The 21191-nt window shown below is 69.9% G+C and carries 21 protein-coding genes; 10 read left to right on the forward strand and 11 right to left on the reverse strand.

Annotated features, from left to right (window positions below; translation table 11 throughout):
* Positions 1-115 precede the first annotated feature (115 nt).
* From ACFY1L_RS40570 to ACFY1L_RS40585, 4 genes are all read left to right on the forward strand, one after another.
* A complete protein-coding gene (locus ACFY1L_RS40570) occupies positions 116-1471 on the forward strand; it encodes an aspartate aminotransferase family protein (RefSeq protein WP_388836428.1) in 1356 nt (451 codons plus the stop codon).
* Between the two features lie 128 nt (positions 1472-1599).
* Positions 1600-2304, forward strand: a complete 705-nt coding sequence (locus ACFY1L_RS40575; RefSeq protein WP_388836431.1) for a GntR family transcriptional regulator — start codon at positions 1600-1602, stop codon at positions 2302-2304.
* Positions 2301-4727 carry a glycosyltransferase gene (locus ACFY1L_RS40580; RefSeq protein WP_388836434.1) on the forward strand — a complete coding sequence of 809 codons (2427 nt, stop codon included), beginning with the start codon at positions 2301-2303 and terminating at the stop codon, positions 4725-4727. The genes ACFY1L_RS40575 and ACFY1L_RS40580 overlap by 4 nt, the downstream gene beginning before the upstream one ends.
* 79 nt (positions 4728-4806) lie before the next feature.
* The gene (locus ACFY1L_RS40585) at positions 4807-5457 is read left to right on the forward strand and encodes a hypothetical protein (RefSeq protein WP_388836436.1); all 651 of its coding nucleotides are present in this window, start codon (positions 4807-4809) and stop codon (positions 5455-5457) included.
* 3 nt (positions 5458-5460) lie between these two features.
* Here the strand turns inward: ACFY1L_RS40585 and ACFY1L_RS40590 are convergent, their stop codons facing one another.
* Positions 5461-5754, reverse strand: coding sequence for a hypothetical protein (locus ACFY1L_RS40590; RefSeq protein ID WP_388837030.1), 294 nt, complete (start codon positions 5752-5754; stop codon positions 5461-5463).
* A 190-nt stretch (positions 5755-5944) separates the two neighbouring features.
* On the opposite strand from ACFY1L_RS40590, the gene ACFY1L_RS40595 reads away from it, so the two are divergent.
* Positions 5945-6796, forward strand: a complete 852-nt coding sequence (locus ACFY1L_RS40595; protein ID WP_388836439.1) for an NAD(P)H-binding protein — start codon at positions 5945-5947, stop codon at positions 6794-6796.
* Between the two features lies 1 nt (position 6797).
* Here the strand turns inward: ACFY1L_RS40595 and ACFY1L_RS40600 are convergent, their stop codons facing one another.
* The 3 genes from ACFY1L_RS40600 to ACFY1L_RS40610 form a co-directional block, all read right to left on the reverse strand.
* Positions 6798-8615 (reverse strand): bifunctional metallophosphatase/5'-nucleotidase, encoded by a 1818-nt coding sequence (locus ACFY1L_RS40600; RefSeq protein ID WP_388836442.1) that lies wholly within the window; start codon positions 8613-8615, stop codon positions 6798-6800.
* Between the two features lie 192 nt (positions 8616-8807).
* On the reverse strand, positions 8808-9194 hold the full coding sequence (locus tag ACFY1L_RS40605; RefSeq protein WP_388836445.1) for a hypothetical protein: 387 nt from the start codon (positions 9192-9194) through the stop codon (positions 8808-8810).
* The gene (locus ACFY1L_RS40610) at positions 9194-9547 is read right to left on the reverse strand and encodes a hypothetical protein (protein ID WP_388836448.1); all 354 of its coding nucleotides are present in this window, start codon (positions 9545-9547) and stop codon (positions 9194-9196) included. Before ACFY1L_RS40610 ends, ACFY1L_RS40605 begins: the two co-directional genes overlap by 1 nt.
* Positions 9548-9727: 180 nt before the next feature.
* Between ACFY1L_RS40610 and ACFY1L_RS40615 the strand changes: the two genes are divergently transcribed.
* Complete coding sequence (locus ACFY1L_RS40615; protein WP_388836451.1) at positions 9728-9997, forward strand: winged helix-turn-helix domain-containing protein; 270 nt, start codon at positions 9728-9730, stop codon at positions 9995-9997.
* A gap of 156 nt (positions 9998-10153) precedes the next feature.
* On the opposite strand, the gene ACFY1L_RS40620 is transcribed toward ACFY1L_RS40615, so the two are convergent.
* The 4 genes from ACFY1L_RS40620 to ACFY1L_RS40635 all read right to left on the reverse strand — a co-directional run bounded on the left by ACFY1L_RS40620 (position 10154) and on the right by ACFY1L_RS40635 (position 13219).
* Complete coding sequence (locus tag ACFY1L_RS40620) at positions 10154-10855, reverse strand: helix-turn-helix domain-containing protein (protein ID WP_388836454.1); 702 nt, start codon at positions 10853-10855, stop codon at positions 10154-10156.
* A 112-nt stretch (positions 10856-10967) separates the two neighbouring features.
* Positions 10968-11408 carry a toxin-antitoxin system YwqK family antitoxin gene (locus ACFY1L_RS40625; RefSeq protein ID WP_388836457.1) on the reverse strand — a complete coding sequence of 147 codons (441 nt, stop codon included), beginning with the start codon at positions 11406-11408 and terminating at the stop codon, positions 10968-10970.
* Positions 11401-11808, reverse strand: a complete 408-nt coding sequence (locus ACFY1L_RS40630) for a hypothetical protein (protein ID WP_388836460.1) — start codon at positions 11806-11808, stop codon at positions 11401-11403. Before ACFY1L_RS40630 ends, ACFY1L_RS40625 begins: the two co-directional genes overlap by 8 nt.
* Positions 11809-11935: 127 nt before the next feature.
* Positions 11936-13219, reverse strand: a complete 1284-nt coding sequence (locus tag ACFY1L_RS40635; RefSeq protein ID WP_388836463.1) for an adenylosuccinate synthase — start codon at positions 13217-13219, stop codon at positions 11936-11938.
* A 195-nt stretch (positions 13220-13414) separates the two neighbouring features.
* Here ACFY1L_RS40635 and ACFY1L_RS40640 point away from each other — a divergent pair, with 195 nt between their 5' ends.
* Positions 13415-14248: a diacylglycerol kinase family protein gene (locus ACFY1L_RS40640; protein WP_388836466.1), complete on the forward strand. Its 834-nt coding sequence runs from the start codon at positions 13415-13417 to the stop codon at positions 14246-14248.
* Positions 14249-14335: 87 nt separating this feature from the next.
* On the opposite strand, the gene eutC is transcribed toward ACFY1L_RS40640, so the two are convergent.
* Together eutC and ACFY1L_RS40650 are read right to left on the reverse strand one after the other, a co-directional pair.
* Complete coding sequence (gene eutC, locus ACFY1L_RS40645) at positions 14336-15106, reverse strand: ethanolamine ammonia-lyase subunit EutC (protein ID WP_388836470.1); 771 nt, start codon at positions 15104-15106, stop codon at positions 14336-14338.
* Positions 15103-16485 (reverse strand): ethanolamine ammonia-lyase subunit EutB, encoded by a 1383-nt coding sequence (locus tag ACFY1L_RS40650; RefSeq protein ID WP_388836473.1) that lies wholly within the window; start codon positions 16483-16485, stop codon positions 15103-15105. Before ACFY1L_RS40650 ends, eutC begins: the two co-directional genes overlap by 4 nt.
* A 160-nt stretch (positions 16486-16645) precedes the next feature.
* Here ACFY1L_RS40650 and ACFY1L_RS40655 point away from each other — a divergent pair, with 160 nt between their 5' ends.
* Positions 16646-18157, forward strand: coding sequence for an APC family permease (locus tag ACFY1L_RS40655; RefSeq protein ID WP_388836476.1), 1512 nt, complete (start codon positions 16646-16648; stop codon positions 18155-18157).
* 16 nt (positions 18158-18173) lie between these two features.
* Here the strand turns inward: ACFY1L_RS40655 and ACFY1L_RS40660 are convergent, their stop codons facing one another.
* A complete protein-coding gene (locus ACFY1L_RS40660) occupies positions 18174-18662 on the reverse strand; it encodes a GbsR/MarR family transcriptional regulator (protein ID WP_388836479.1) in 489 nt (162 codons plus the stop codon).
* 74 nt (positions 18663-18736) lie between these two features.
* On the opposite strand from ACFY1L_RS40660, the gene ACFY1L_RS40665 reads away from it, so the two are divergent.
* Entirely contained in the window at positions 18737-19624 is an 888-nt protein-coding gene (locus ACFY1L_RS40665; protein WP_388836482.1) for an ATP-binding cassette domain-containing protein, read from the forward strand.
* Positions 19621-21189, forward strand: coding sequence for an ABC transporter permease (locus ACFY1L_RS40670; RefSeq protein ID WP_388836485.1), 1569 nt, complete (start codon positions 19621-19623; stop codon positions 21187-21189). The genes ACFY1L_RS40665 and ACFY1L_RS40670 overlap by 4 nt, the downstream gene beginning before the upstream one ends.
* Positions 21190-21191: the final 2 nt, after the last annotated feature.

Raw genomic sequence — 21191 nt, forward strand, 5'->3', positions numbered from 1 at the left:
TCTTTTCGACAGCATACTGTCGTACGGCGATGTCGACAACCTGTCGCGGAAACCCCCGGACCGCAGACATGACGCCGATGTCTTCCGATCGCAGCGGACTCCTACGCTCGCCCGCATGACCCCTCAGCCAAACCCCGAGGTCGGCGCCGCCGTGAAGGCCGCGGACCGTGCGCATGTGTTCCACTCCTGGTCCGCCCAGGAGCTCATCGACCCGCTCGCCGTCGCCGGCGCGGAGGGGTCGTACTTCTGGGACTACGACGGCAAGCGGTACCTCGACTTCAGCAGCGGGCTCGTCTACACCAACATCGGCTACCAGCACCCGAAGGTCGTCGCCGCGATACAGGAGCAGGCCGCACACCTGACGACGTTCGCGCCGGCCTTCGCCATCGAGGCCCGCTCCGAGGCGGCCCGGCTGATCGCCGAGCGGACGCCCGGCGACCTGGACAAGATCTTCTTCACCAACGGCGGCGCCGACGCCGTGGAGCACGCCGTGCGGATGGCCCGGCTGCACACCGGCCGGGCGAAGGTGCTGTCCGCCTACCGCTCGTACCACGGCGGCACCCAGCAGGCGATCAACATCACCGGGGATCCGCGCCGTTGGGCCTCCGACGGCGCGGCCGCCGGTGTCGTGCACTTCTGGGCGCCGTTCCTGTACCGCTCCCGCTTCTACGCCGAGACCGAGGAGCAGGAGTGCGCGCGGGCGCTGGAGCACCTCGAGACGACGATCGCCTTCGAGGGGCCGACCACGATCGCCGCGCTCATCCTGGAGACCATTCCGGGGACCGCGGGGATCATGGTGCCGCCGCCGGGCTATCTCGCCGGGGTACGTGAGATATGCGACAAGTACGGCATCGTCTTCATCCTGGACGAGGTCATGGCCGGGTTCGGGCGCACCGGTGAGTGGTTCGCCGCCGACCTGTTCGGTGTCGTACCGGATCTGATGGTCTTCGCCAAGGGCGTGAACAGCGGATACGTGCCGCTCGGCGGTGTCGCGATCTCCGGTGCGATCGCGGAGACCTTCGGCAAGCGGCCCTACCCCGGTGGTCTGACGTACTCCGGGCATCCCCTGGCCTGTGCCGCGGCCGTGGCGACGATCAACGTCATGGCGGAGGAGGGCGTCGTGGAGAACGCGAAGAACCTGGGCGAGAGCGTCGTCGGCCCGGCGCTGCGCGAGCTCGCCGAGCGGCACCCGAGCGTCGGCGAGGTGCGCGGTGTCGGCATGTTCTGGGCGCTGGACCTGGTGAAGGACAGGGAGACCCGCGAGCCGCTCGTGCCGTACAACGCGGCCGGTGCGGCGAACGCCCCGATGGCCGCCCTCGGTGCCGCCGCGAAGCAGCACGGCATCTGGCCCTTCGTGAACATGAACCGCACCCATGTGGTGCCGCCGTGCAACGTGAGCGAGGCCGAGCTGAAGGAGGGGCTCGCGGCGCTGGACGCGGCGCTTTCGGTGGCCGACGAGTACACCGGGTAGCCGCTCGGACACCGCACCGGCCGACCTCAGCTACGCGGGTAAACAGCGGGAAGTCGAACGCGTAAGGTGGCGTGCTCGTAGATAGGTACGTGTACGCCACCCGATCGCGACGAGGAGACGCCCGACCCATGCCCGGCAGCAGCGGCGGCAACGGCGCCGTGACGCGCAGCACCCTGCGGCAGCAGATCGCCGACGCGCTTCGTGACGAGGTGCTGGCGGGGCGGCTGCAACCGGGGCAGGAGTTCACGGTCAAGGAGATCGCCGAGCAGTACGGTGTCTCCGCCACGCCCGTGCGCGAGGCGCTCGTCGACCTGTCCGCGCAGGGGCTCCTGGAGGCCGACCAACACCGCGGCTTCCACGTCCACGAGTACTCCTTCGCCGACCACCGCAGCATCGTCGAGGCCCGCAGCCTCGTCACCGACGGCATGTTCCACGCCCTCGACAACGGCCACGACTGGTTCGGGAAGTGGGACGAGGCCCGGGCGATCGCCGCCCTCTCGGGAGTGCGCCGGCGCGGCGAGGAGGCGCGGCGGGCCGCGGCCGCCGGGGACCTCACCATTCTCATCGGCTACGACCTGCGCTTCTGGCGCGAGCTCGGCGCCCTCTTCGGCAACCCCTATCTCGCCGACTTCCTGAACCGGCTGCGCGTGCAGTCCTGGGTGTGCGCGGTGCAGCATCTGCGCCGGCTGACGGATCTGCGCGGGGCGCTGTGGTCCGGCCACACCGATCTGGTCGACGCCCTGGCGAAGCGCGACACCGCCACGGCCCGTTCGATCGTCACCGCGTACAACGAGCACGCACTGGCCCTGATCGAGCGCCTGGCCGACGGATGAGCGCCGCCCCCGCCGGGGACGTCGACCTCTCGGTCGTCGTCCCCGCCTTCAACGAGGAACAACGGCTCGGCCCCACCCTCGATGCCGTCACCCGTTATCTGGGGCAGGACGAGGGCCGCTGGGGCCACTGGGAGGTCGTGGTCGCCGACGACGGCTCCACCGACTCAACCCGTGACCTCGTCACCGCCCGCGAGGACCCCCGCATCCGCCTCGTCACCGGCCCCCGCCGCGGCAAGGGCGGCGCTCTGCGCCTCGGTGTCGCCGCCTCCCGGGGTCGCCGGGTGCTGGTCACCGACGCCGATCTCGCGGCGCCGATCGAGGGGCTGGAGCAGCTCGACAAGGCGCTCAGCGAGGGCAACTCGGCGGCGATCGGCTCCCGCCGTGTGCCCGGCGCGACGATCGGGGAGCGTCAGCACCGGCTGCGCGAACTGCTGGGCCGCGCCGGGAACTTACTCATACGCCGTATGTTCCTGCCGGGCGTACGCGACACCCAGTGCGGCTTCAAGCTCTTCGACGGCGACCAGGCGCGCGAGGCCTTCGCCGCCTCCCGGCTCGGCGGCTGGGGCATAGACGTCGAGGTGCTGCGGCACTTCCGGTGCGCCGACCGGCAGATCGCCGAGGTCCCCGTCCACTGGTCGCACCAGCCCGGCTCGAAGGTGGGGCCGCTCGACTACGTCCGCTTCCTCGCCGAACTGGCCCGGCTGCGCGTCCGCACCCTGCGCCCGGCCGACCTCCTGGTCACACTGCTGTTCCTGCTGATGGCGATGGCCCTGTACTCGGGCCGCCTGTTCGACCCGGACCACCGCTATCTCCCCGACTCCCTCCAGGACCAGAACCAGTGGGAGTGGTTCTTCGGCGTCACGGCCCACAACCTCGCCCACCTCCACAACCCGTTCTTCTCCGACCTGCAGGGCTTCCCCGACGGCGTGAACCTCATGGCCAACACGGTCATGCTGGGCCTGACCGTCCCCGTCGCGCCCCTGACCCTGCTCGCCGGCCCCGCGGTCGCCCTCAGCACGGTCATGACGCTGGGCCTGGCCGCCACCGCGGGCGCCTGGTACCGGCTGATCGTGAAGCGAGTCGTACGGCAGCGGGCCGCGGCCTTCGTCGGCGCCTCGCTGGCCGCGTTCGCGCCGCCCATGGTCAGCCACGCCAACGCGCACCCGAACTTCGTGGTCCTGTTCATGATCCCGCTGATCATCGACCGCGCCCTGCGCCTGTGCACGGGCACCCGCGTCGTCCGCGACGGGATCGTGCTGGGCCTCATGGCCGCGTACCAGATCTTCCTCGGCGAAGAACCCCTCCTCCTCGCGGCGATCGGCATGCTCCTGTTCGCGGGCGCCTACGCGGTCGTACGCAGGGATGTCGCGAAGGAGGCCTGGCGGCCCCTGCTGAAGGGCCTGCTGATCGCCGCCGCCGTCTGCCTCCCGATCGTCGCCTACCCACTGGCCTGGCAGTTCGCCGGTCCGCAGAGCTACAGCCACATGCCGCACGGCGACAATTCGGCCAACAGCCCCCTCGCCCTGCTGTCCTTCGCCGAGCGCTCCCTGGTCGCGGGCAACGCCGAGCGGGCGAACGCCCTCTCCCCCAACCCGACCGAGCAGAACGCCTTCTACGGCTGGCCGCTGGTCCTCCTAGCCTTCGCGATCGCCGTACGGCTGTGGGAGAACGCCCTGGTCAAGGCGCTGGCGTTCACCGCGGCCGGCGCGGCGGTGCTCTCGCTCGGCCCGACGTTCCGCATCCCGGGGACGGAGAAGGAGTACCCCGGCCCCTGGGCGCTGCTCGCCGACAAGCCGCTCTTCGAGTCGGTCATCGAGGGCCGCGTCGCGATGGTCTGCGCCCCCGCCCTCGGCATGCTCCTCGCGCTCGCGCTGGAGCGGCTGCTGGCCACGCCCGACCGGGGCACGCAGTACGTCGGCCTGCTGGGCGTCAGCCTCGCCCTGCTCCCGCTGGTCCCGGCCCCGCTGAAGACGGTGGAGCGCCCGCAGACGCCCGCCTTCTTCACCGACGGGGCCTGGAAGCCGTACGTGCGCAGCGGCGAGTCGCTCGTCACGGTGCCGCTGCCCGACGCCGGCGACGCATCGCCCCTGCACTGGCAGATCGAGGCGGACTTCGGCTTCAGACTGCCGGGCGGCTACTTCAACGGCCCCTGGGCCGACGGGCGCACCGGCATCTACGGCGCCACTCCCCGCTACACCTCGGGCATGCTGAGTGACATTCGCGACACCGGTGCGGTCCCGGTGCTCGGCAAGGAGTGGCGGGCGCAGGCGCAGCGGGACTTCGCGTACTGGAGGGCGGGAGCGCTGGTCGTGGCCCCGCAACCGCACGCGGACGCCCTGCGCAAGGCCGTTACCGAACTGGTGGGCCGTCCCGGTAAGTGGGTCGACGGCGTGTGGGTATGGGACCTGCACAAGAGCGGCTGACCCGAACGGGACGGGTCCGCCGCGAGCCGTACCGACTACCCTGCCTTGACCGTATTTCTTGCTGTCCGAGGAGCCTTCTTTGGCCTGTGACCTGTGGCTGGTACCGCTCGTCGACGTGTTGTGCCACACCCCCGACAATCCGTTCGCCGAGGAACTCGCGCAGTACAACAACGTGCTCGCCGCCGCCGGACTGCCGCCGGTGCCGGTGTACCAGTACATGCCGGGCCTGTCCGGCGAGGTCGCCCCGGTGGCCGGCTTCGACTACGACGCGCTGCACTTCCTGCGCCGCGTGTATCTGCTCCAGGTGTGCGGGCTGCCGGTGACGCCGGTCGACGAACTGGGCGGCGACTACGAGCAGTTGCTGGAGATGTTCGAGGCCACGGCCCAGCAGTCGCACCTCGTCTGGCACTACGACCACGCGGGCGCGTACGTCCCCGTGGACTTCGCCCAGCCGCTGTCGAACGACGAACTCCTCGCGGGCGGCGGCCCGTTGGGCTCCGCCCAGGCCCTGCTGCGCGAACTGGAGTACGTCGCCCCGTCGATCGGCATCGATCCGGCCAACCCGCCGGCCGCACCCGAACCGCCGCGCTCCCCGACCCAGTTGGAGGAACCGGCGGTCCCGGCGCCGTACGATCCCAGCCCCTTCGCACGCGAGCGCCACGTGTGGCTCGGCCTGCACGCGGCGGCGACGCGGAGTCTGGCGCAGGGGTCGATGATCGTCTTCAGCTGAGGTTCAGCGCCCGAGCTGGGAGAGGCCCTTCTGGACGTCCTCCAGGTTCATGATCGGGGTGTAGGTGACCTCGGCGTCCAGGTTCAGGAAGAACGGCTCGGCGAACACCGGCATCTGGGAGCTTTCCTTCATGTCGAAGACCAGGAGGGCGGTGCGCTTGCCGTGGTCGGCGGTGAAGTAGGCCGCCTCGGGCTTGATCTGTTCCACCGACTCCTGCATCAGTTTCGCCAGGGTGCCGTTCCGGATGGCCTCGTTCGACTTCTCCGTGTCGAAGGACGCCTTGAGCAGCATGCGCATCGCGCTCACCTTCTTCTCGATCTGCTTCTGCCGAGGCACACACACGTACAGCTTCAGAATATGCCCGATTTGCGCACCTTGTTCTGTCGATACTCCTCGGGGAGCAGAGCGGCTGACTCCACGCGTGCGACGCGCAGAAAAGCGGGTGCGCGCAGTGTGAGGTCATCGGCTTCGACGAGAGGAAACGGCGATGATCCTGGTGACGGGCGCGACAGGGCATGTGGGCGGCGAGCTGGTACGACAGCTGACGGCCGCCTGGCACCCGGTGCGCGCGATGACGCGGCACCCCGCTGATGCCCGGCTGCCGGAGGGCGTGCAGGCGGTGTACGGCGACGCGGACGACCCGGCGAGCCTGGACGCCGCGTTCTCGGGCGTCGAGGCCGCCTTCCTGATGTCGGCGCAGGGCGTCGGCACGGCTCCCGGCCCGACCCACGACCTCGCGCTGGCCCGGGCGGCCGCGAAGGCGGGCGTGCGGCGCGTGGTGAAGCTGTCGGTCCTGGACGGCGGCGCGGGCTCCGACGTGATCGCCCGCTGGCACGCGGAGGCGGAGGCGGCGGTGACGGACGGGGGCTTCGCATGGACCCTCCTGCGCCCCGGCCGCTTCATGTCCAACGCCCTGCAGTGGGCGGGCCAACTCCGCGCGGGCGACGAGGTGTCGATCCCCTTCGCGGACCGCCCGGCGGCGAGCATCGACCCGGCGGACGTGGCGGAGATCGCGGCGCGGGCGCTGACGACCGACGAACACGCGGGCGCGGCATACGAGTTGAGCGGGCCCGAGTCGCTGACGCCGACGGAGGAGATGGCGATTCTGGGCCGGACCCTGGGCCGGGACCTCCGCGTCCGTCCGGTCCCCGACGAGGCGGCCCGCACCGGCATGGAGCGCTACGGCTTCCCGCCGGAGGTCGTCGACGCGATCATGCACCGCACCCTGCAGAGCGACCGGGGCGCGGAGGTCCTGCCGACCGTGGAGAAGGTGCTGGGACGCCGGCCGCGGACCTTCGCGGAGTGGGCCGGCGCCCATGTGACGGCGTTCGACGGCTGACCTAGAACACCGCCGTCCCGTCCTGCGTCAGCTTCCAGTTCGTCGCCGCGAACGTCGACGGGTCGATGGTGCCCTTCGCCGTGGCGTAGGCGATCATCAGGTCGCGGACCTGGTTGGTGGAGCTGTACGCGGTCTCCGCGTCGGCGATGTGCGGGTAGCCGCTGCCGCCGTTGGCACGGTAGTTGTTGACCGCGACGACGAAGATCTGGTCGTCCGCGACCGCCGCGCCGTTGTAGGTCAGGTTCTTGATGCGCGAGCCCTCGGCCGCCGCAATGTCGATGTCGTACGAGACTCCGGCCGCGGTGTCGTACATGTAGTCCCAGAAGCTGTTGGCGTTGGTGAGGGTCGAGGTGTCGACCTTCGTGCCGGACGGCACCTGGTGGTAGTACTTCGCCGCGAACTCCAGGTAGTCCTTGAGCTGGGCGCCGGTGAGCTTCTTGCCGTACAGCGTGTTCTCGTAGATGTAGAGGCCCGCGACGTCGCGGATGGTCACGTCGCCCTTCGGGATGTCGGCGGTGCGGCTGAAGCACGCGGCCACCGAGATCAGCGGGAGCGCGGCGTCCGAGGTCGACAGGCCCGACTTCACCGCCTCCATCTGGACCTGGTGGATGAAGTCGATGGCGGGCACGTCCTTCCAGCAGGCCTCCGCCGTCGACATGTCCTCGGTACACGTGCCGATCGCCGTGTTGACGTACTTGACGACCAAGTCGTGGTCGGCCTCGAGGAGTTCGGTGATCCGCGCGTCCTCCGCGACAGTGTTGCTGTTGAGCGTGGTCGCCGTCTTGCCGGTGACCTTCCAGCAGCCGTGGTGGAGTTCGAGCTCGAAGTCGAAGACGGAGAGGCGGTAGCCGTAGCAGTACGGCTCGGACAGCAGGACGTCCTCGCCGGTCTCCTCGTTCTTCACCGTGTACGTCGGAACGTCGACGTGCGTGTGGCCGACGAGGATCGCGTCGATGCCGGGGACCTGCTCGGCGACCAGGTTCGAGGCGTTCTCCACGTACGGGAGTTCGTCGCCCCACGAGGTCGAGCCGTCCAGACCGGAGTGGTCGGTGAGGAAGACGACGTCACAGCCGAGCGCACGCAGCCTCGGCACGTACTTCTTCGCCTGCTCGACCAGGCCCGGGAAGACCATCTTGCCGCTGACGTTGTCCTTGTCCCACAGGGCGATGCCCGGGTTGGTCAGGCCGAGGATGCCGACCTTGATGTCCGGGGCGCCGGGCACCTTGATGCACTTGACGGTGTAGGGCGGGAAGGCGGGCTTGAGCGTCTTGGCGTCCAGCGCGTTGGCGCCGAGGAGCGGGAAGTGGCACTGCCGCTCGAAGGCGCGCAGGACGTCGATGCCGTAGTTGAACTCGTGGTTGCCGAGGGCGGCGGCGTCGTAGCGCATCTCGTTCATGGCGACGGCCATGGGGTGCTTCGGGCCGGGCTTGCCGTCCTTGCCCGTGATGGGGTCGACGTTCGCGTAGTAGTACGCGAGGGACGTGCCCTGGATGATGTCGCCCGCGTCGACGAGCAGCACCCGGTCCTCGCCCTTCTGGGCGCGCTGCTGCTTGACGAGGGTGGCGATCCGGGCGATGCCGTAGGTGTTGCCCTTGCTGTCCGAGTACGCCTTGTTGCTGTAGTAGTCCCAGTTGAAGACGTGGCTGTGCAGGTCGGTGGTGCCCAGGATCGAGAACGACCAGGTCTTGGGGGCCTTTGCGGGCGTACGGTCGGCGGCCTGCGCGGTACCGGTACCGACCGCTCCCGCGGCGGCGACGGCTGCGCCGGTGACGGCCGACTTCTTCACGAATTCCCGGCGGTTCAGGGGACTGACGGGCATACAGGACTCCTGGAAGCTGGCGTGGCGCGACGCGCGTAGACGTGTCGGACGTGCGGGGCTACTCGCGTAGAGCGTGACGTCTGCCCGGCCGACCGGAAACCAGGATTTGGCCATGTCCAGTTCAAAGATGAGTCAGCTCGGCGGAGACGGGGAAGCGGGCGGGCCGCCGACCGACGCCCCGCCCGACGCCCGTCACCGGGCGGAGTCGTCCCGCAGCACTTCCTCCACGACGTCCACGGCGTCCTCGGCATCCTCGGAGTCGGGCGCGAGCAGACGCAGGCCCCGGGACTCGGCGACGCGCAGGGCGTCGGTCAGGCACTCGGCGAGACGGAGGCCGGCGTAGCGGACCTCGGTGTACGGCGAGGCCGGGTCGTACAGCACGGTCCGGGCGAGGCCGAGCACGTCGGCGCCGGTGGCGAGTTGGGCGGCCTCCAGGTCGTCGGCGAGCCGGGAGAGGTAGCCGCCGGCGCCGTCGGTGACCAGGTAGCAGGGCTTGCCTTCCGGGGACGGCCAGGGCAGGAGCCGACGGGTGGTCGTGCCGCTTGCGTGGCCGTGCGCATGGCCGTTGACGTCTCCCATCAGGCGGCCGCCTCCTGCGCGCCGACCAGGTGCCGGTCGAGATCGATCCCGAAGTCGGCGGCGAGCACGAGGGCGAGACGGCGGCGCTGCTGGAGAGCGACTTCCTCGGCTTCCCGTTCGTGGGCGGCGAGGTAGGGGCGGACGAGGAGGGAGTCGGCGCCGTCGAGGGGGGCGTGGAGGCCGTAGGGGGAGCGGGGGTGTGGGAGGGAGGCGGTGGGGTGGACGGGAGGGACGGGGGTGAGGTGGAGGCGGGGGAACGGGCCGCGGAGGGTTCGCGGCTTACGGCGCCGTCCGGTGCCGGGGGCGAGGAGGAGGCGCAGCCATTGGAGGGCGCGCGGGATAAGGTCGGTCATGTCGACGCTCCTGGTAAGCGTTGGCCGTGCCCCGGGAGGTTGCCGCCTCGCCGGGGTCCTGTCATTTCGACCATACCGCTAACTGCGTCCCCCTGCACCCCACTGAGTATTTCTGCGTCCTACCGCGTCGGGACGCGTTCCAACCCTGCCGTGTGCGTAGGGCTGCGGCACGGTGGAGACATGACCGAGCTTCCGCGCTACGAGTACGTGAAACTCGCCGACGCGATCGAGGCGGACATCGCGTCCGGCAAGTTGCCGCAGGGGGCCGCCCTGCCCGGCGAGCGCGCCATGACCGACCTGTATCGCGTCAGCATCGGCACCGTACGTCGTGCCGTCGTGGAACTCCGCAAGCGAGGGCTCGTCGCCACACTGCCGGCCAAGGGCACGTACGTCATCGGAATGCCGGAGGCGGCCGAGGACTCCCCCGAGGAGAGCGAACCGAAAGACTGAAGGCGGAGCCGGGCCCAGCCATTCACCGCCTCGGCGCCCCCCACCATTGCCCATGGTGACGACGGACCCGGTTCCACTCCTCGGCAGAGGCGTCGTCAGGCACCGGCACAAGCATCGACTCCGCCTCGTCCCGCAAGAGCCCGACCTGAGCCGTCGTCAGGCGTCGGCAGCTCCACAGCAGCCCCGCCATTTCCGCCGCCAGCGGATCGTCGGGCCGCGGTGGCTCGGCGAGTTCGAACCCCGTGAGGCGGCGAGGTCACCGCGCGGGATACCGAGGGCGGTCGCGAAGCCCGCCACCAGGTCCGGGGTCAGTGGAACGCGGCCCCTTCCGATGCCGCTGATCGTGGAGGCGGCCAGGTACACGCGGCCTTCGGTCAGCACGGCCAGCGTCTTGGCCGCGGCGGTCAGGGAGTGCAGATTCCGGTTGGTGCAGAGCAGGTTGGCGAGCATCGCGCCGAAGCCCGCCTCGCGCTGGTCATAGAGCGGCGACGGAGCGGATTGGCGTTCATCGTGTTCCGGCGGCAGTTCGTCGACAAGGCGATGGACGTGGGCTCTCCCGTCCGACGGCAGTGCCATCGCGATCCGGACCAGGTCCACAACCGCGGTCCCGGCGGCCGGGTCCCGGGGTGTGAGGGGTTCCGGGACCAAGGCATCGGCGATCACACAGAAGTCGGCCAGGTGGAAACCAAGCGCGGAGGCAAGGCGGTCGAGCTGCGGGGTCGACGGCGACGTCCCCGACACCACCGCTCGGAGTTCGGCCTCCGGGACGCCGGACGCGGAGGACAGCCGCGCGACATCCGTCCGGCGGTGGTTCATGAGCCGGGTCAGCGCGACGCCGAAGCCTGGGTGATTCGCCAAGGGGTCACCTTACGTTTCACGCTGAGAAGGGGACCGACTGCCGGGGCCGAGCATCGCACTTCCCGCTCGGCACGAGTGCGTGTCCGGTTGACGTTGTTTCAATCCCGGGAGCTCACCATTTGAAATGGCCTCGGAAGTCCATCAAGGTTTTCCACAGCGGATCCGTGGGCTTCATCTCGAAGGTATCCGTCACTTCCCCCTCGGCATTGCGCTCGACCTTGGCCAGCAGGATTCCGTACTCATACTTCTCCTCCAGCCGCACATGCCCCTCAGTGTCATAGCGGACGCGCTTCCCGTGCAGGACGTTCTGCCGGTACGAGGTCTCCTCGCACAGGCTCCCGTCCGCATGCCAACCGCGGGAGACGCCCTCCTGCCTGCCGTTCACGTAATGGATCTCGGAGACCCGCCTGCCATTCGACTCCTCGTATCCAATCCCTGTGAACAGCTCGCCCTGGTACGTGTAGATCAGATCCTCGTCGAAATCGAGGTCGTCGTCGGGAACCTCACTTGGTTCTTCGAGGGTGGAGCCGCTACGAGGACCCATCTCATTCATCTGCGCCTTCTGGAACCTCGCCCAACTCCTCGAGCATGAACTGCTCGACAATGGATTCCAGGGCGTCGGCGTCCAGCGCCGGTGGCGTCCAGCCCGTGGCCTCCATGTGCCGCAGGAAGTCGCCGGGAAGCTCGGTGTGGTACCTGGCAACGTAGTAGGCCAGGCTGCTCGGCCATACCCACACCCCGTCGGTGTCGATCGAGTACTGGCAAATCCGCTTGATGTCCGGATCGAGCAGATCATCCGTCCAGGACCCCGTCGCGACGACGGGTTCGCCCGCCGCCAGGTAGCGCACGATCGCGTCCTCGTCGGACACTGCGGCCGGCTTTTTCAGAGCGAGGATCTCCTCGGCCGTTTTGTAAAATCCCACCCGTCTCAGCACCAGCAGTTCCCTTCTCACGCTCACTCGCCGCCCGCGAGGGGGCCACCCGGCGGCAGTGCCGTGGTCACCCAACTCGGCTAGTTCGCCACCGGCGAGCAGCGAACAGGAGCCGCCCCAGGTGGGGCGGCTCCTGCGCGTCGTCCTGTCAGAGGAACGAGTTGATCTCGATCGTCTCGTCCCGGCCCGGGCCCACGCCGATCGCGGAGATCGGTGCGCCCGACATCTCCTCGAGCGCCTTCACGTAGTTCTGGGCGTTCTTGGGGAGGTCGGAGAAGGACTTCGCCTTGGTGATGTCCTCCGACCAGCCGGGCAGGGTCTCGTAGATCGGCTTCGCGTGGTGGAAGTCGCTCTGCGAGTACGGGAGTTCCTCGACGCGCTTACCGTCGATCTCGTACGCCACGCAGACCGGGATCTGCTCCCAGCCGGTGAGGACGTCGAGCTTGGTGAGGAAGAAGTCGGTCAGGCCGTTCACGCGGGTCGCGTAGCGGGCGATCACGGCGTCGAACCAGCCACAGCGGCGGTCACGGCCGGTGGTCACGCCCCGCTCGCCGCCGATGCGGCGCAGCGCCTCGCCGTCCTCGTCGAACAGCTCGGTCGGGAACGGGCCGGAGCCGACACGGGTCGTGTAGGCCTTGAGGATGCCGATGACCCGGCCGATCTTCGTGGGGCCCACGCCCGCGCCCGTGCACGCGCCACCCGCGGTGGGGTTGGAGGACGTGACGAAGGGATAGGTCCCGTGGTCGATGTCGAGCAGCGTGCCCTGGCCGCCCTCGAAGAGGACCACCTTGTCCTCGTCGAGCGCCTGGTTGAGCACCAGGACGGTGTCGGCTACGTACGGCGCGAGCTTGTCGGCGTAGCCCAGCAGCTCCTCGACCACCTGGTCGATCGCGATCGCGCGGCGGTTGTAGAGCTTGGTGAGGACCTGGTTCTTGATGTCGAGGGCCGCCTCGACCTTCTGGGTCAGGATCGACTCGTCGTAGAGGTCCTGGACCCGGATGCCGACGCGGTTGATCTTGTCCGCGTAGGTCGGCCCGATACCGCGGCCGGTCGTCCCGATCTTCCGCTTCCCGAGGAAGCGTTCCGTCACCTTGTCCACCGTCACGTTGTACGGCGTGATGATGTGAGCGTTACCGCTGATCAGGAGCTTGGACGTGTCGACGCCGCGCTCGTTCAGCCCGTTCAGCTCGGAGAACAGGACCGACGGGTCGACGACGACACCGTTGCCGATGACCGGGGTGCACCCCGGGGACAGGATTCCGGAAGGGAGCAGGTGAAGGGCGTACTTCTGATCGCCCACGACTACCGTGTGGCCGGCGTTGTTGCCGCCTTGGTAGCGCACCACGTAGTCGACGGATCCGCCTAGCAGGTCCGTCGCCTTTCCCTTGCCTTCGTCACCCCACTGAGCACCGAGCAGCACAAGTGCGGGCACGCGCGTACACCCCTTCCGGGCGGGGCATGTCCAAGGTCAGGGGCGTACGCGTAAGGTTCACCGCCGCGTGCACCGCGGCCGTCGTTGGCCGCAAACCGTCGGACCGGATGCCCCGGAATAGACGAAGCCCCTGGCGCAATAGCGCAAGGGGCTCTTGCACAAAGATGCTACCCGAGGAAGCGAGGCAGGACCGAGGTGGCGACTTCCGCGACTTCCGACCAGCTGCTGGTGGTCATCGATCCGGTGGCCCGAAGGACGGACGGGGAGTCGGTACGCATCGCAAAAGACGTGCTCAGCGCGGGTGCGCACGCGAAGGTGTGCCTGCCGGACGGTCCGGAGGAGTTCGCCCGGGCACTGGCGAGGCGGGGCTCCCGGCGGCCGGTCGTGGTCGGCGACGACCGCGCCCTGGTCCGCGCCGTCTCCCTTCTGCACCGGCAGCGGGAGCTGGCCGGATGTGCTCTGTCGGTGGTGCCGGTGGGCAGTGTCCTGGCGGTGGCGCGTTCCCTGGGGGTGCCCACGGGGGCGGTGGCGGCGGCGCGGGCGGTCCTCGACGGGGTCGAGCGGCGCCTCGATCTCCTGGTGGACGACAGCGACGGGGTGGTGCTCGGCACGCTCCACATCCCACCGCTGAGTCCGCAGGCCCAGGCTGGGGCGGTAGACGCGGGACACCCCTGGCTCCGCACCGCCCAGTCCCTCGTACGCACCCTGGTGCCGGCCCGCGAGACCCCGTCCCCCGCGCCCCGTCCCGCCCGGCTGCGGGTCGAGGTCGACGGCGTGACGCTGGTGGACCTGGACCAGCCGGTGGAGACGGTGTCGGTGACGCCGGGTGACACGGGACTGGCGGAGGTGGAGGTGCGGCCACTGTCGGTGGGGGCTGAGGCTTCGCCGGTACGGGCTCTGGGGCGGACGGTGAGCGTGACGGGGGCGGATTTCCGGTACCGGGCGGATGCGGGGGTGTGGGGGCCGGTGCGGAGGCGGACGTGGACGGTTTGGGAGGGGGCCTGGGGGCTTACGGTGCCGTCAGGGTGAGCCGGGCCGCTGGAAACCAACGGTGTCCAACAAGCCCTGGAAGCCGACGGACATGAAGACCTCCCCGTGTTGCAGCCCAGCCACAACTCAGAGTAGTCGCTCGCTTACGCCGCCGTGATCGCTTTCGTCCTTCAGCGCCACCCCCGTGACCCCCAACTCCCGCCCCCTCCCCATCAACCCCGCCAACTTCCCCGCTGCCACCTCGTACGTCAGCCCCAGCGGCGGCCGGATGTTGCTCAGGCAGTTGCGGTCGGCGTCCGTCGTCACCCCCGGCACCGGCCGATACGTCAGGTACGCGCCCAGGGAGTCCGCCGCTGACATCCCCGGCCGTTCCCCGACCAGGACGACCACCATCGCCGCACCCATCGCGTGGGCGATGTCGTCGCCGAGGGCCACGCGGGCCTGTTCGGCGAGCACCACCGGCGCGATGTTCCATCCCGGAAGCCGCGCCGCCGTCTGGCGCACCATCGCCGCCGCATGCTCGTGCACCGCCCGGCTGGACAGCCCGTCGGCGACGACGAAGACGACGTCCCAGTCGCCGCCGGGAAGGTGCGCGCGGTCAGTGGGATGCAGGCGGCGGCCCAGGTCCGGTCGCTGGAGGTAGGCCGGCCGGTCGGGCGCCGCACTGCGCACCCGTACCGTCGCCATCCCCGTCAGCCCGGCCGCCACCACGTCCGGCTCGAACGGCGAGTGCACCGCGTCCCGCGCCGCCGCGTGCGCGGACTGGAGTTCCAGCCGGTGCCGGGTGGGGAGCGCGGAGCCCGCGCGGCCGAGGCCGATACGGGCCTGGGTGTGCCGGCGCATCGCGGCCCACAGCGCCAAGTCGGCCGTGGAGTCGATGACCTGACTGTCCGTCATGCCGCCAGTTCCCTTCCGATCGCCGTCAGGGGATGCGCCCCTGACACGTCCCTGATCGCGCCTCGCTCGTCCAGCAGCCCGATCGACGCGAGCCACGCCTCGAACTCCGGTGCCGGGCGCAGCCCGAGCACCTCGCGCAGGTACAACGCGTCGTGGTACGAGGCGGATTGGTAGTTGAGCATGATGTCGTCGCCGCCCGGCGTGCAGATCACGAAGGACGCGCCCGCGACGCCGAGCATGGTCAGCATGGTCGCCACGTCGTCGTCATCGGCGTCCGCGTGGTTCGTGTAGCAGATGTCCAGGCCCATGGGCAGGCCGAGCAACTTGCCGCAGAAGTGGTCCTCGAGCGCGGCCCGGAGGATCTGGCGGCCGTCGTACAGGTACTCCGGGCCGATGAAGCCCACCACCGTGTTCACCAGCAGCGGGTCATAGCGGCGGGCCACCGCGTACGCCCGCGCCTCCACCGTCTGCTGGTCCACCCCGTGGTGCGCGTCCGCCGACAGCGCGCTGCCCTGACCGGTCTCGAAGTACATGACGTTCCGGCCGACCGTCCCCCGGTCCAGCGCCCGCGCCGCCTCGTACGCCTCGTCCAGCAGCCCCAGCGTCACGCCGAAGGAGGCGTTCGCGGCCTGCGTGCCCGCGATGGACTGGAAGACCAGGTCGACGGGCGCACCCCGCACCATCAGGTCCACGCTCGTCGTGACATGGCAGAGGACGCAGGACTGGGTGGGGATGGAGTAGCGGTCGATGACTCCGTCCAGCAGCTCCAGCAGGTCCCGTACCGCCTTCGGGCTGTCCGTCGCCGGGTTGATGCCGATCACCGCGTCGCCGGAGCCGAGAAGGAGGCCGTCCAGGAGCGCGGCCGCCACTCCCGCCGGGTCGTCCGTCGGGTGGTTGGGCTGCAGGCGCGTGGCCAGGCGGCCCGGCAGGCCGATCGTCGAGCGGAAGCCGGTGACCACCTGCACCTTGCGCGCGACGGCCACCAGGTCGGCGTTGCCCATCAGCTTGGACACCGCGGCCACCATCTCGGGCGTCAGCCCGGGCGCCACCGCCGCCAGCGCTCCGGTGTCCGCCGACAGCAGCCACTCCCGCAGCTCGCCGACCGTCATCCCGGCCACCGGCGCGAAGGCCGCCGCGTCGTGCGTGTCGAGGATCAGCCGGGTCACGTCGTCGGTCTCGTACGGGATCACCGGCTCGGTCAGAAAGGTCGCGAGCGGCACCTCCGCCAGCGCCCAGCGCGCCGCGACGCGCTCCTGGGAGCTGCCGGCGGCTAGGCCCGCCAGCCGGTCGCCGGAGCGTTCGGGGCTCGCGGCGGCCAGCAGGCGGGCGAGGGAGTCGAAGCGGTGGCGTTCGCCGCCAAGGGTGGACGTGTAGCTCATGGCGGCGACCGTACGAGCCACGTGTTGCCGACAGATTGCGTCAGATTTCTAAAGGTCTGGTTGACAAACATTTAACGTCCCGAGACCCTTGCTCGACTTATTCGGCCTACAGAGTTCCGGTTCAGCACACCAGCCGATCACCAGGAGAGGGGCCAGCCCGATGGCAGTGGACGAGGGAGTCGCCCCGGCGACGGACACAGGCGGCGAGGGCACGGTTCACCGGCTGAAGCCCAACGCCATCGGCCTGCTCGGCGTGGTCTTCATGGCCGTCGCGACCGCCGCGCCGATCACCGCGATGACGGGCAACGTGCCCTTCATGGTCTCGGCCGGCAACGGCATCGGCGCCCCCGCGAGCTATCTCGTCGCAATGGTCGTCCTGGCAATCTTTTCCGTCGGCTTCACCTCGATGGCGAAGCACATCACGTCGACGGGCGCGTTCTACGGCTTCATCTCCTACGGTCTCGGACGCACCGCGGGCCTGGCCTCCGGCCTCCTCGCGACCTTCGCGTACGCCGTCTTCGAACCGGCGCTGATCGGTATCTTCTCGGTCTTCGCCAACACAACCCTGAAGGACCAGACGGGCGTTGACGTCCCGTGGTGGGCCTTCGCGATCCTGATGCTCGCCGTCAACGCGACGGGCACCTGGTTCGGCGTCAGCGTCGCCGAGAAGCTCCTCGTCGTGCTGCTCGCCACGGAGGTCACCGTGCTCGCCGCGATGGCGATCTCGGTCGCCCTGCACGGCGGCGGCCCGCACGGCTTCACCTTCGGCCCGGTCAACCCGGTCAACGCCTTCAAGGGGACCAGCGCAGGCCTCGGCCTCTTCTTCGCCTTCTGGTCGTGGGTCGGCTTCGAGTCGACGGCGATGTACGGCGAGGAGTCCCGTGACCCGAAGAAGATCATCCCCAAGGCGACGATGATCTCGGTCCTCGGCGTCGGCGTCTTCTACGTCTTCGTCTCCTGGATGGCCATCATCGGCAACGGCGAGGCGGAGGCCGTGAAGGCGGCCTCGTCCGCGAACCCGCTCGCGCTCTTCTTCAACCCGACCGAGCGCTACGTCGGCCACTGGGCGGTCGACGTCATGCAGTGGCTGATGATCACCGGTTCGCTGGCATGCGGCATGGCCTTCCACAACTGCGCCGCCCGCTACATGTACGCACTGGGCCGCGAGGGCGTCCTGCCGTCCCTGAAGAACACCGTCGGCCGCACTCACGCAAGGCACGGCTCCCCGCACATCGCGGGCCTGGTGCAGACGGTGGTCTCCGCCGTCCTGATCGGCGCGTTCTGGGTCGCGGGCAAGGACCCGTACAACGCCCTCTACGTCCTGCTCGCGATCCTCGGCACGATGGCGATCCTGATCGTGCAGGCGGTCTGCTCGTTCGCGGTGCTGGTCTACTTCCGCAAGAACCACCCCGAGAGCCGGCACTGGTTCAAGACCTTCGCCGCGCCGCTCATCGGCGGCATCGCAATGCTCGCGGTGGTCGTCCTGCTGGTGTCCAACATGGGCGTCGCGGCCGGCACGGAGTCCGGCTCACTGCTCCTGAAGGCAACTCCGTGGCTGGTGGCCCTGGTCGCGGCGCTGGGCATCGGCTACGCCCAGTACCTGAAGCGACGCTCGCCCGAGCGGTACCTGCTGCTGGGGCGGACGGTGCTGGAGGAGACCAAGGAGCGGTAACTCCCGGCCCCAACTCCTAGTTGCCGAACAGCTGTTGGCGGTGCACCCGCCACCGCTCCATCATGGCCGCGACCTCGCCCTCGACGAACTCGAAGAAGGCGAGCGTCTCGGCCATGCGGCGTCCTGCGGGGGTGTCGGCGCCGAGGCTGCTGACGCCTTCCCGCAGGGCGCTCTCCCAGCGCTTGATGATGGCCTCGCGGTTGGTCAGGGCCTCGTACCACTGGTCGCCGTGCACCCGGTAGCGCTCGCGACGCGAGCCGGGCTCCCGCTCGCGCGAGACCATGTGCGTCATGGTCAGATAGCGCACCGCCCCGGAGACCGCAGCCGGACTGATCCGCAGCTGATCGCCCAGCTCGGCCGAGGTCATCGAGGCCTCGTCGGAGGAGAGCAGGGCGGCGAAGACCCGCGCCGGCATCCGCTGCATCCCGGCCTCGACCAGCTGCGCCGCGAAACTCTCCACGAACTTCGAGACCGCCTCCGCGTCACGCCCCGCCTCATCAGCCATGGTCACCACCCTATCCGGGCTTTATATGCTTCCTTAACTTCACAAATTTCTGAAAGAAGCGTACGTTCAGAACCATGACGAAGGCAATCAGCGTCTCCGGGCTCCACAAGTCGTTCGGGAAGACGCACGCGCTCGACGGCCTCGACCTGGAGGTGGAGACCGGCGAGGTCCACGGCTTCCTCGGCCCGAACGGCGCCGGCAAGTCCACCACCATCCGCGTCCTGCTCGGCCTGCTGCGCGCCGACTCCGGCGCCGCGCAGGTGCTGGGCCGCGACCCGTGGCAGGACGCGGTGGAGGTGCACCGCCGGATCGCGTACGTCCCCGGCGACGTGACCCTGTGGCGCAACCTCTCCGGCGGCGAGGTCATCGACCTCTACGGCCGCCTCCGCGGAGGCCTGGACGCGGGGCGCCGCGCCGACCTGATCGAACGCTTCGAGCTGGACCCCACCAAGAAGGGCCGCACGTACTCGAAGGGCAACCGCCAGAAGGTCGCCCTGGTCGCCGCGTTCGCCTCCGACGTGGACCTGCTGATCCTGGACGAGCCGACGTCGGGCCTGGACCCGCTGATGGAGGAGGTCTTCCAACGCTGCGTGGAGGAGGAGCGGGACAGGGGAAGGACCGTCCTGCTGTCCTCGCACATCCTCAGCGAGGTCGAGGAGCTCTGCGACCGCGTGAGCATCATCCGCAAGGGCCGCACCGTGGAGAGCGGCTCGCTGGCCGACCTGCGTCATCTGACCCGCACGAGCGTGACCGCCGAACTGGCGGGCCCGCCCAACGGGTTGGCGCACCTGCCCGGCGTCCACGACCTCGACGTACAGGGAAAGCGGGTGCGGCTGCAGGTCGACACGGACAAACTCGACGCCGTGCTGCGGCAGTTGAGCGAGTCCGGCGTACGGTCGCTGACCTCGACGCCGCCGACGCTGGAGGAGCTGTTCCTGCGGCACTACCAGGAGGCGTCATGACCTCCCTCGTGGGCACGGGAGTGCTGCTGCGCTTCAACCTCCGCCGCGACCGTCTGATGATCCCGGTGTGGGTGGCGGTCAACGCCCTGATGGTCCTCTCCATGCCGAACACCCTCAAAGGTCTGTACGGCACCGAGGCCGAGCGCACCGACCTGCTGCACCAGGTGGCGACCAACTCCTCCTTCCGCGCGCTGATCGGCCCGGTCTTCGACGACTCCCTCGGTGCCCTCACGGCCTGGCGCGTCGGCGTCTACGCGGGCGCGCTCACCGCCGTCACCGGCCTTCTGGTCGTCGTACGCCACACCCGCGACGAGGAGGAGAGCGGCCGGCAGGAGCTGATCGCCTCCGGCACGGTGGGCCGCCGCGCCTCGCTGACCGCGGCGCTGCTGGCGGCGGCCGTCGCGAATGCCGTACTGGCGCTGCTGGTTGCGGGTGGACTGGCCGGGCAGGGCGCCGCCGGAGCCGTCGCCTTCGGTCTGGGCCTCGCGGGTGTCGGCATGGTCTTCGCCACGATGGCGGCGATCGTCGCGCAACTGACGGAGAGCGCACGGCTGGCCCGCGGGCTGACGGCGGGCGTCCTGGGCGCGGCCTTCGTGCTGCGCGCGGCGGGTGACTCGGCGACGGCCGACGGCTCGTCGGTACTGACCTGGCTGTCGCCGCTGGGCTGGCTGGAGAACCTGCGCCCGTACGCGGACGAGCGCTGGTGGGTACTGCTGCTGTTCGGGGCGGCGGTGGCGCTCCAGGGCGCGATGGCGTACGGGCTGGCAGGCCGCCGGGACATCGGCATGAGCTTCCTGCCGACCCTCCCCGGACCTGCGGTCGGCCGGCTGGCCACGGCGGGCGCGCTGGCCTGGCGGCTGCAGCGGGGCAGCGTGTACGGCTGGAGCATCGCCTTCTTCGTCGTCGGCGTCGTCTACGGCGGCCTGGCGGACGGTGTGGCCGACCTGGTCGGCGACAACGAGAAGGCCCGCGAGATCTTCGAGCGGATGGGCGGCCAGAGCGGGATCACGGACGCCTTCCTGGCATCCATGGTCGGGATGATGGGCCTGATCGCCGCGCTGTACGTCGTCGGCTCGGTCCTGCGCCTGAACGGCGAGGAGACGTCGGGCCGGGCGGAACCGGTGCTGGCGAACGCGGTGGGCCGCCTGCGCTGGGCCGCCGGTCACCTGGTGATCGCCTTCGGCGGCGCTGTCCTTCTCATGCTGCTCACGGGCGTCGGCTTCGCCGTCGGCTACGGCAAGGAGGTCGGCCCGATCCTGGGGGCGTGCCTGGTGCAGGTGGCCGGGGTGTGGGTGATCGGCGGCGTGACGGTGCTGCTGTACGGGGTGCTGCCGCGGGGGGCGGTGGCCGCATGGGGAGTCGCCGGGGCGGTGCTGCTGATCGGCTGGGTCGGTCCCGCACTGGACGTACCGCAACTGGTCCTGGACCTGTCCCCCTTCGGCCACCTGCCGAAGCTGCCGGGCGGGGGGATGGAGTGGGGGCCGGTGCTGGTCCTGCTGGGGCTGGCGGTGGTGTTGGCGGCCGTCGGGCTGGCGGGACTGCGGCGGCGGGACATGACGACCTGAAC

The sequence above is a fragment of the Streptomyces sp. NPDC001663 genome, assembly GCF_042893105.1.
GTDB lineage: Bacteria > Actinomycetota > Actinomycetes > Streptomycetales > Streptomycetaceae > Streptomyces.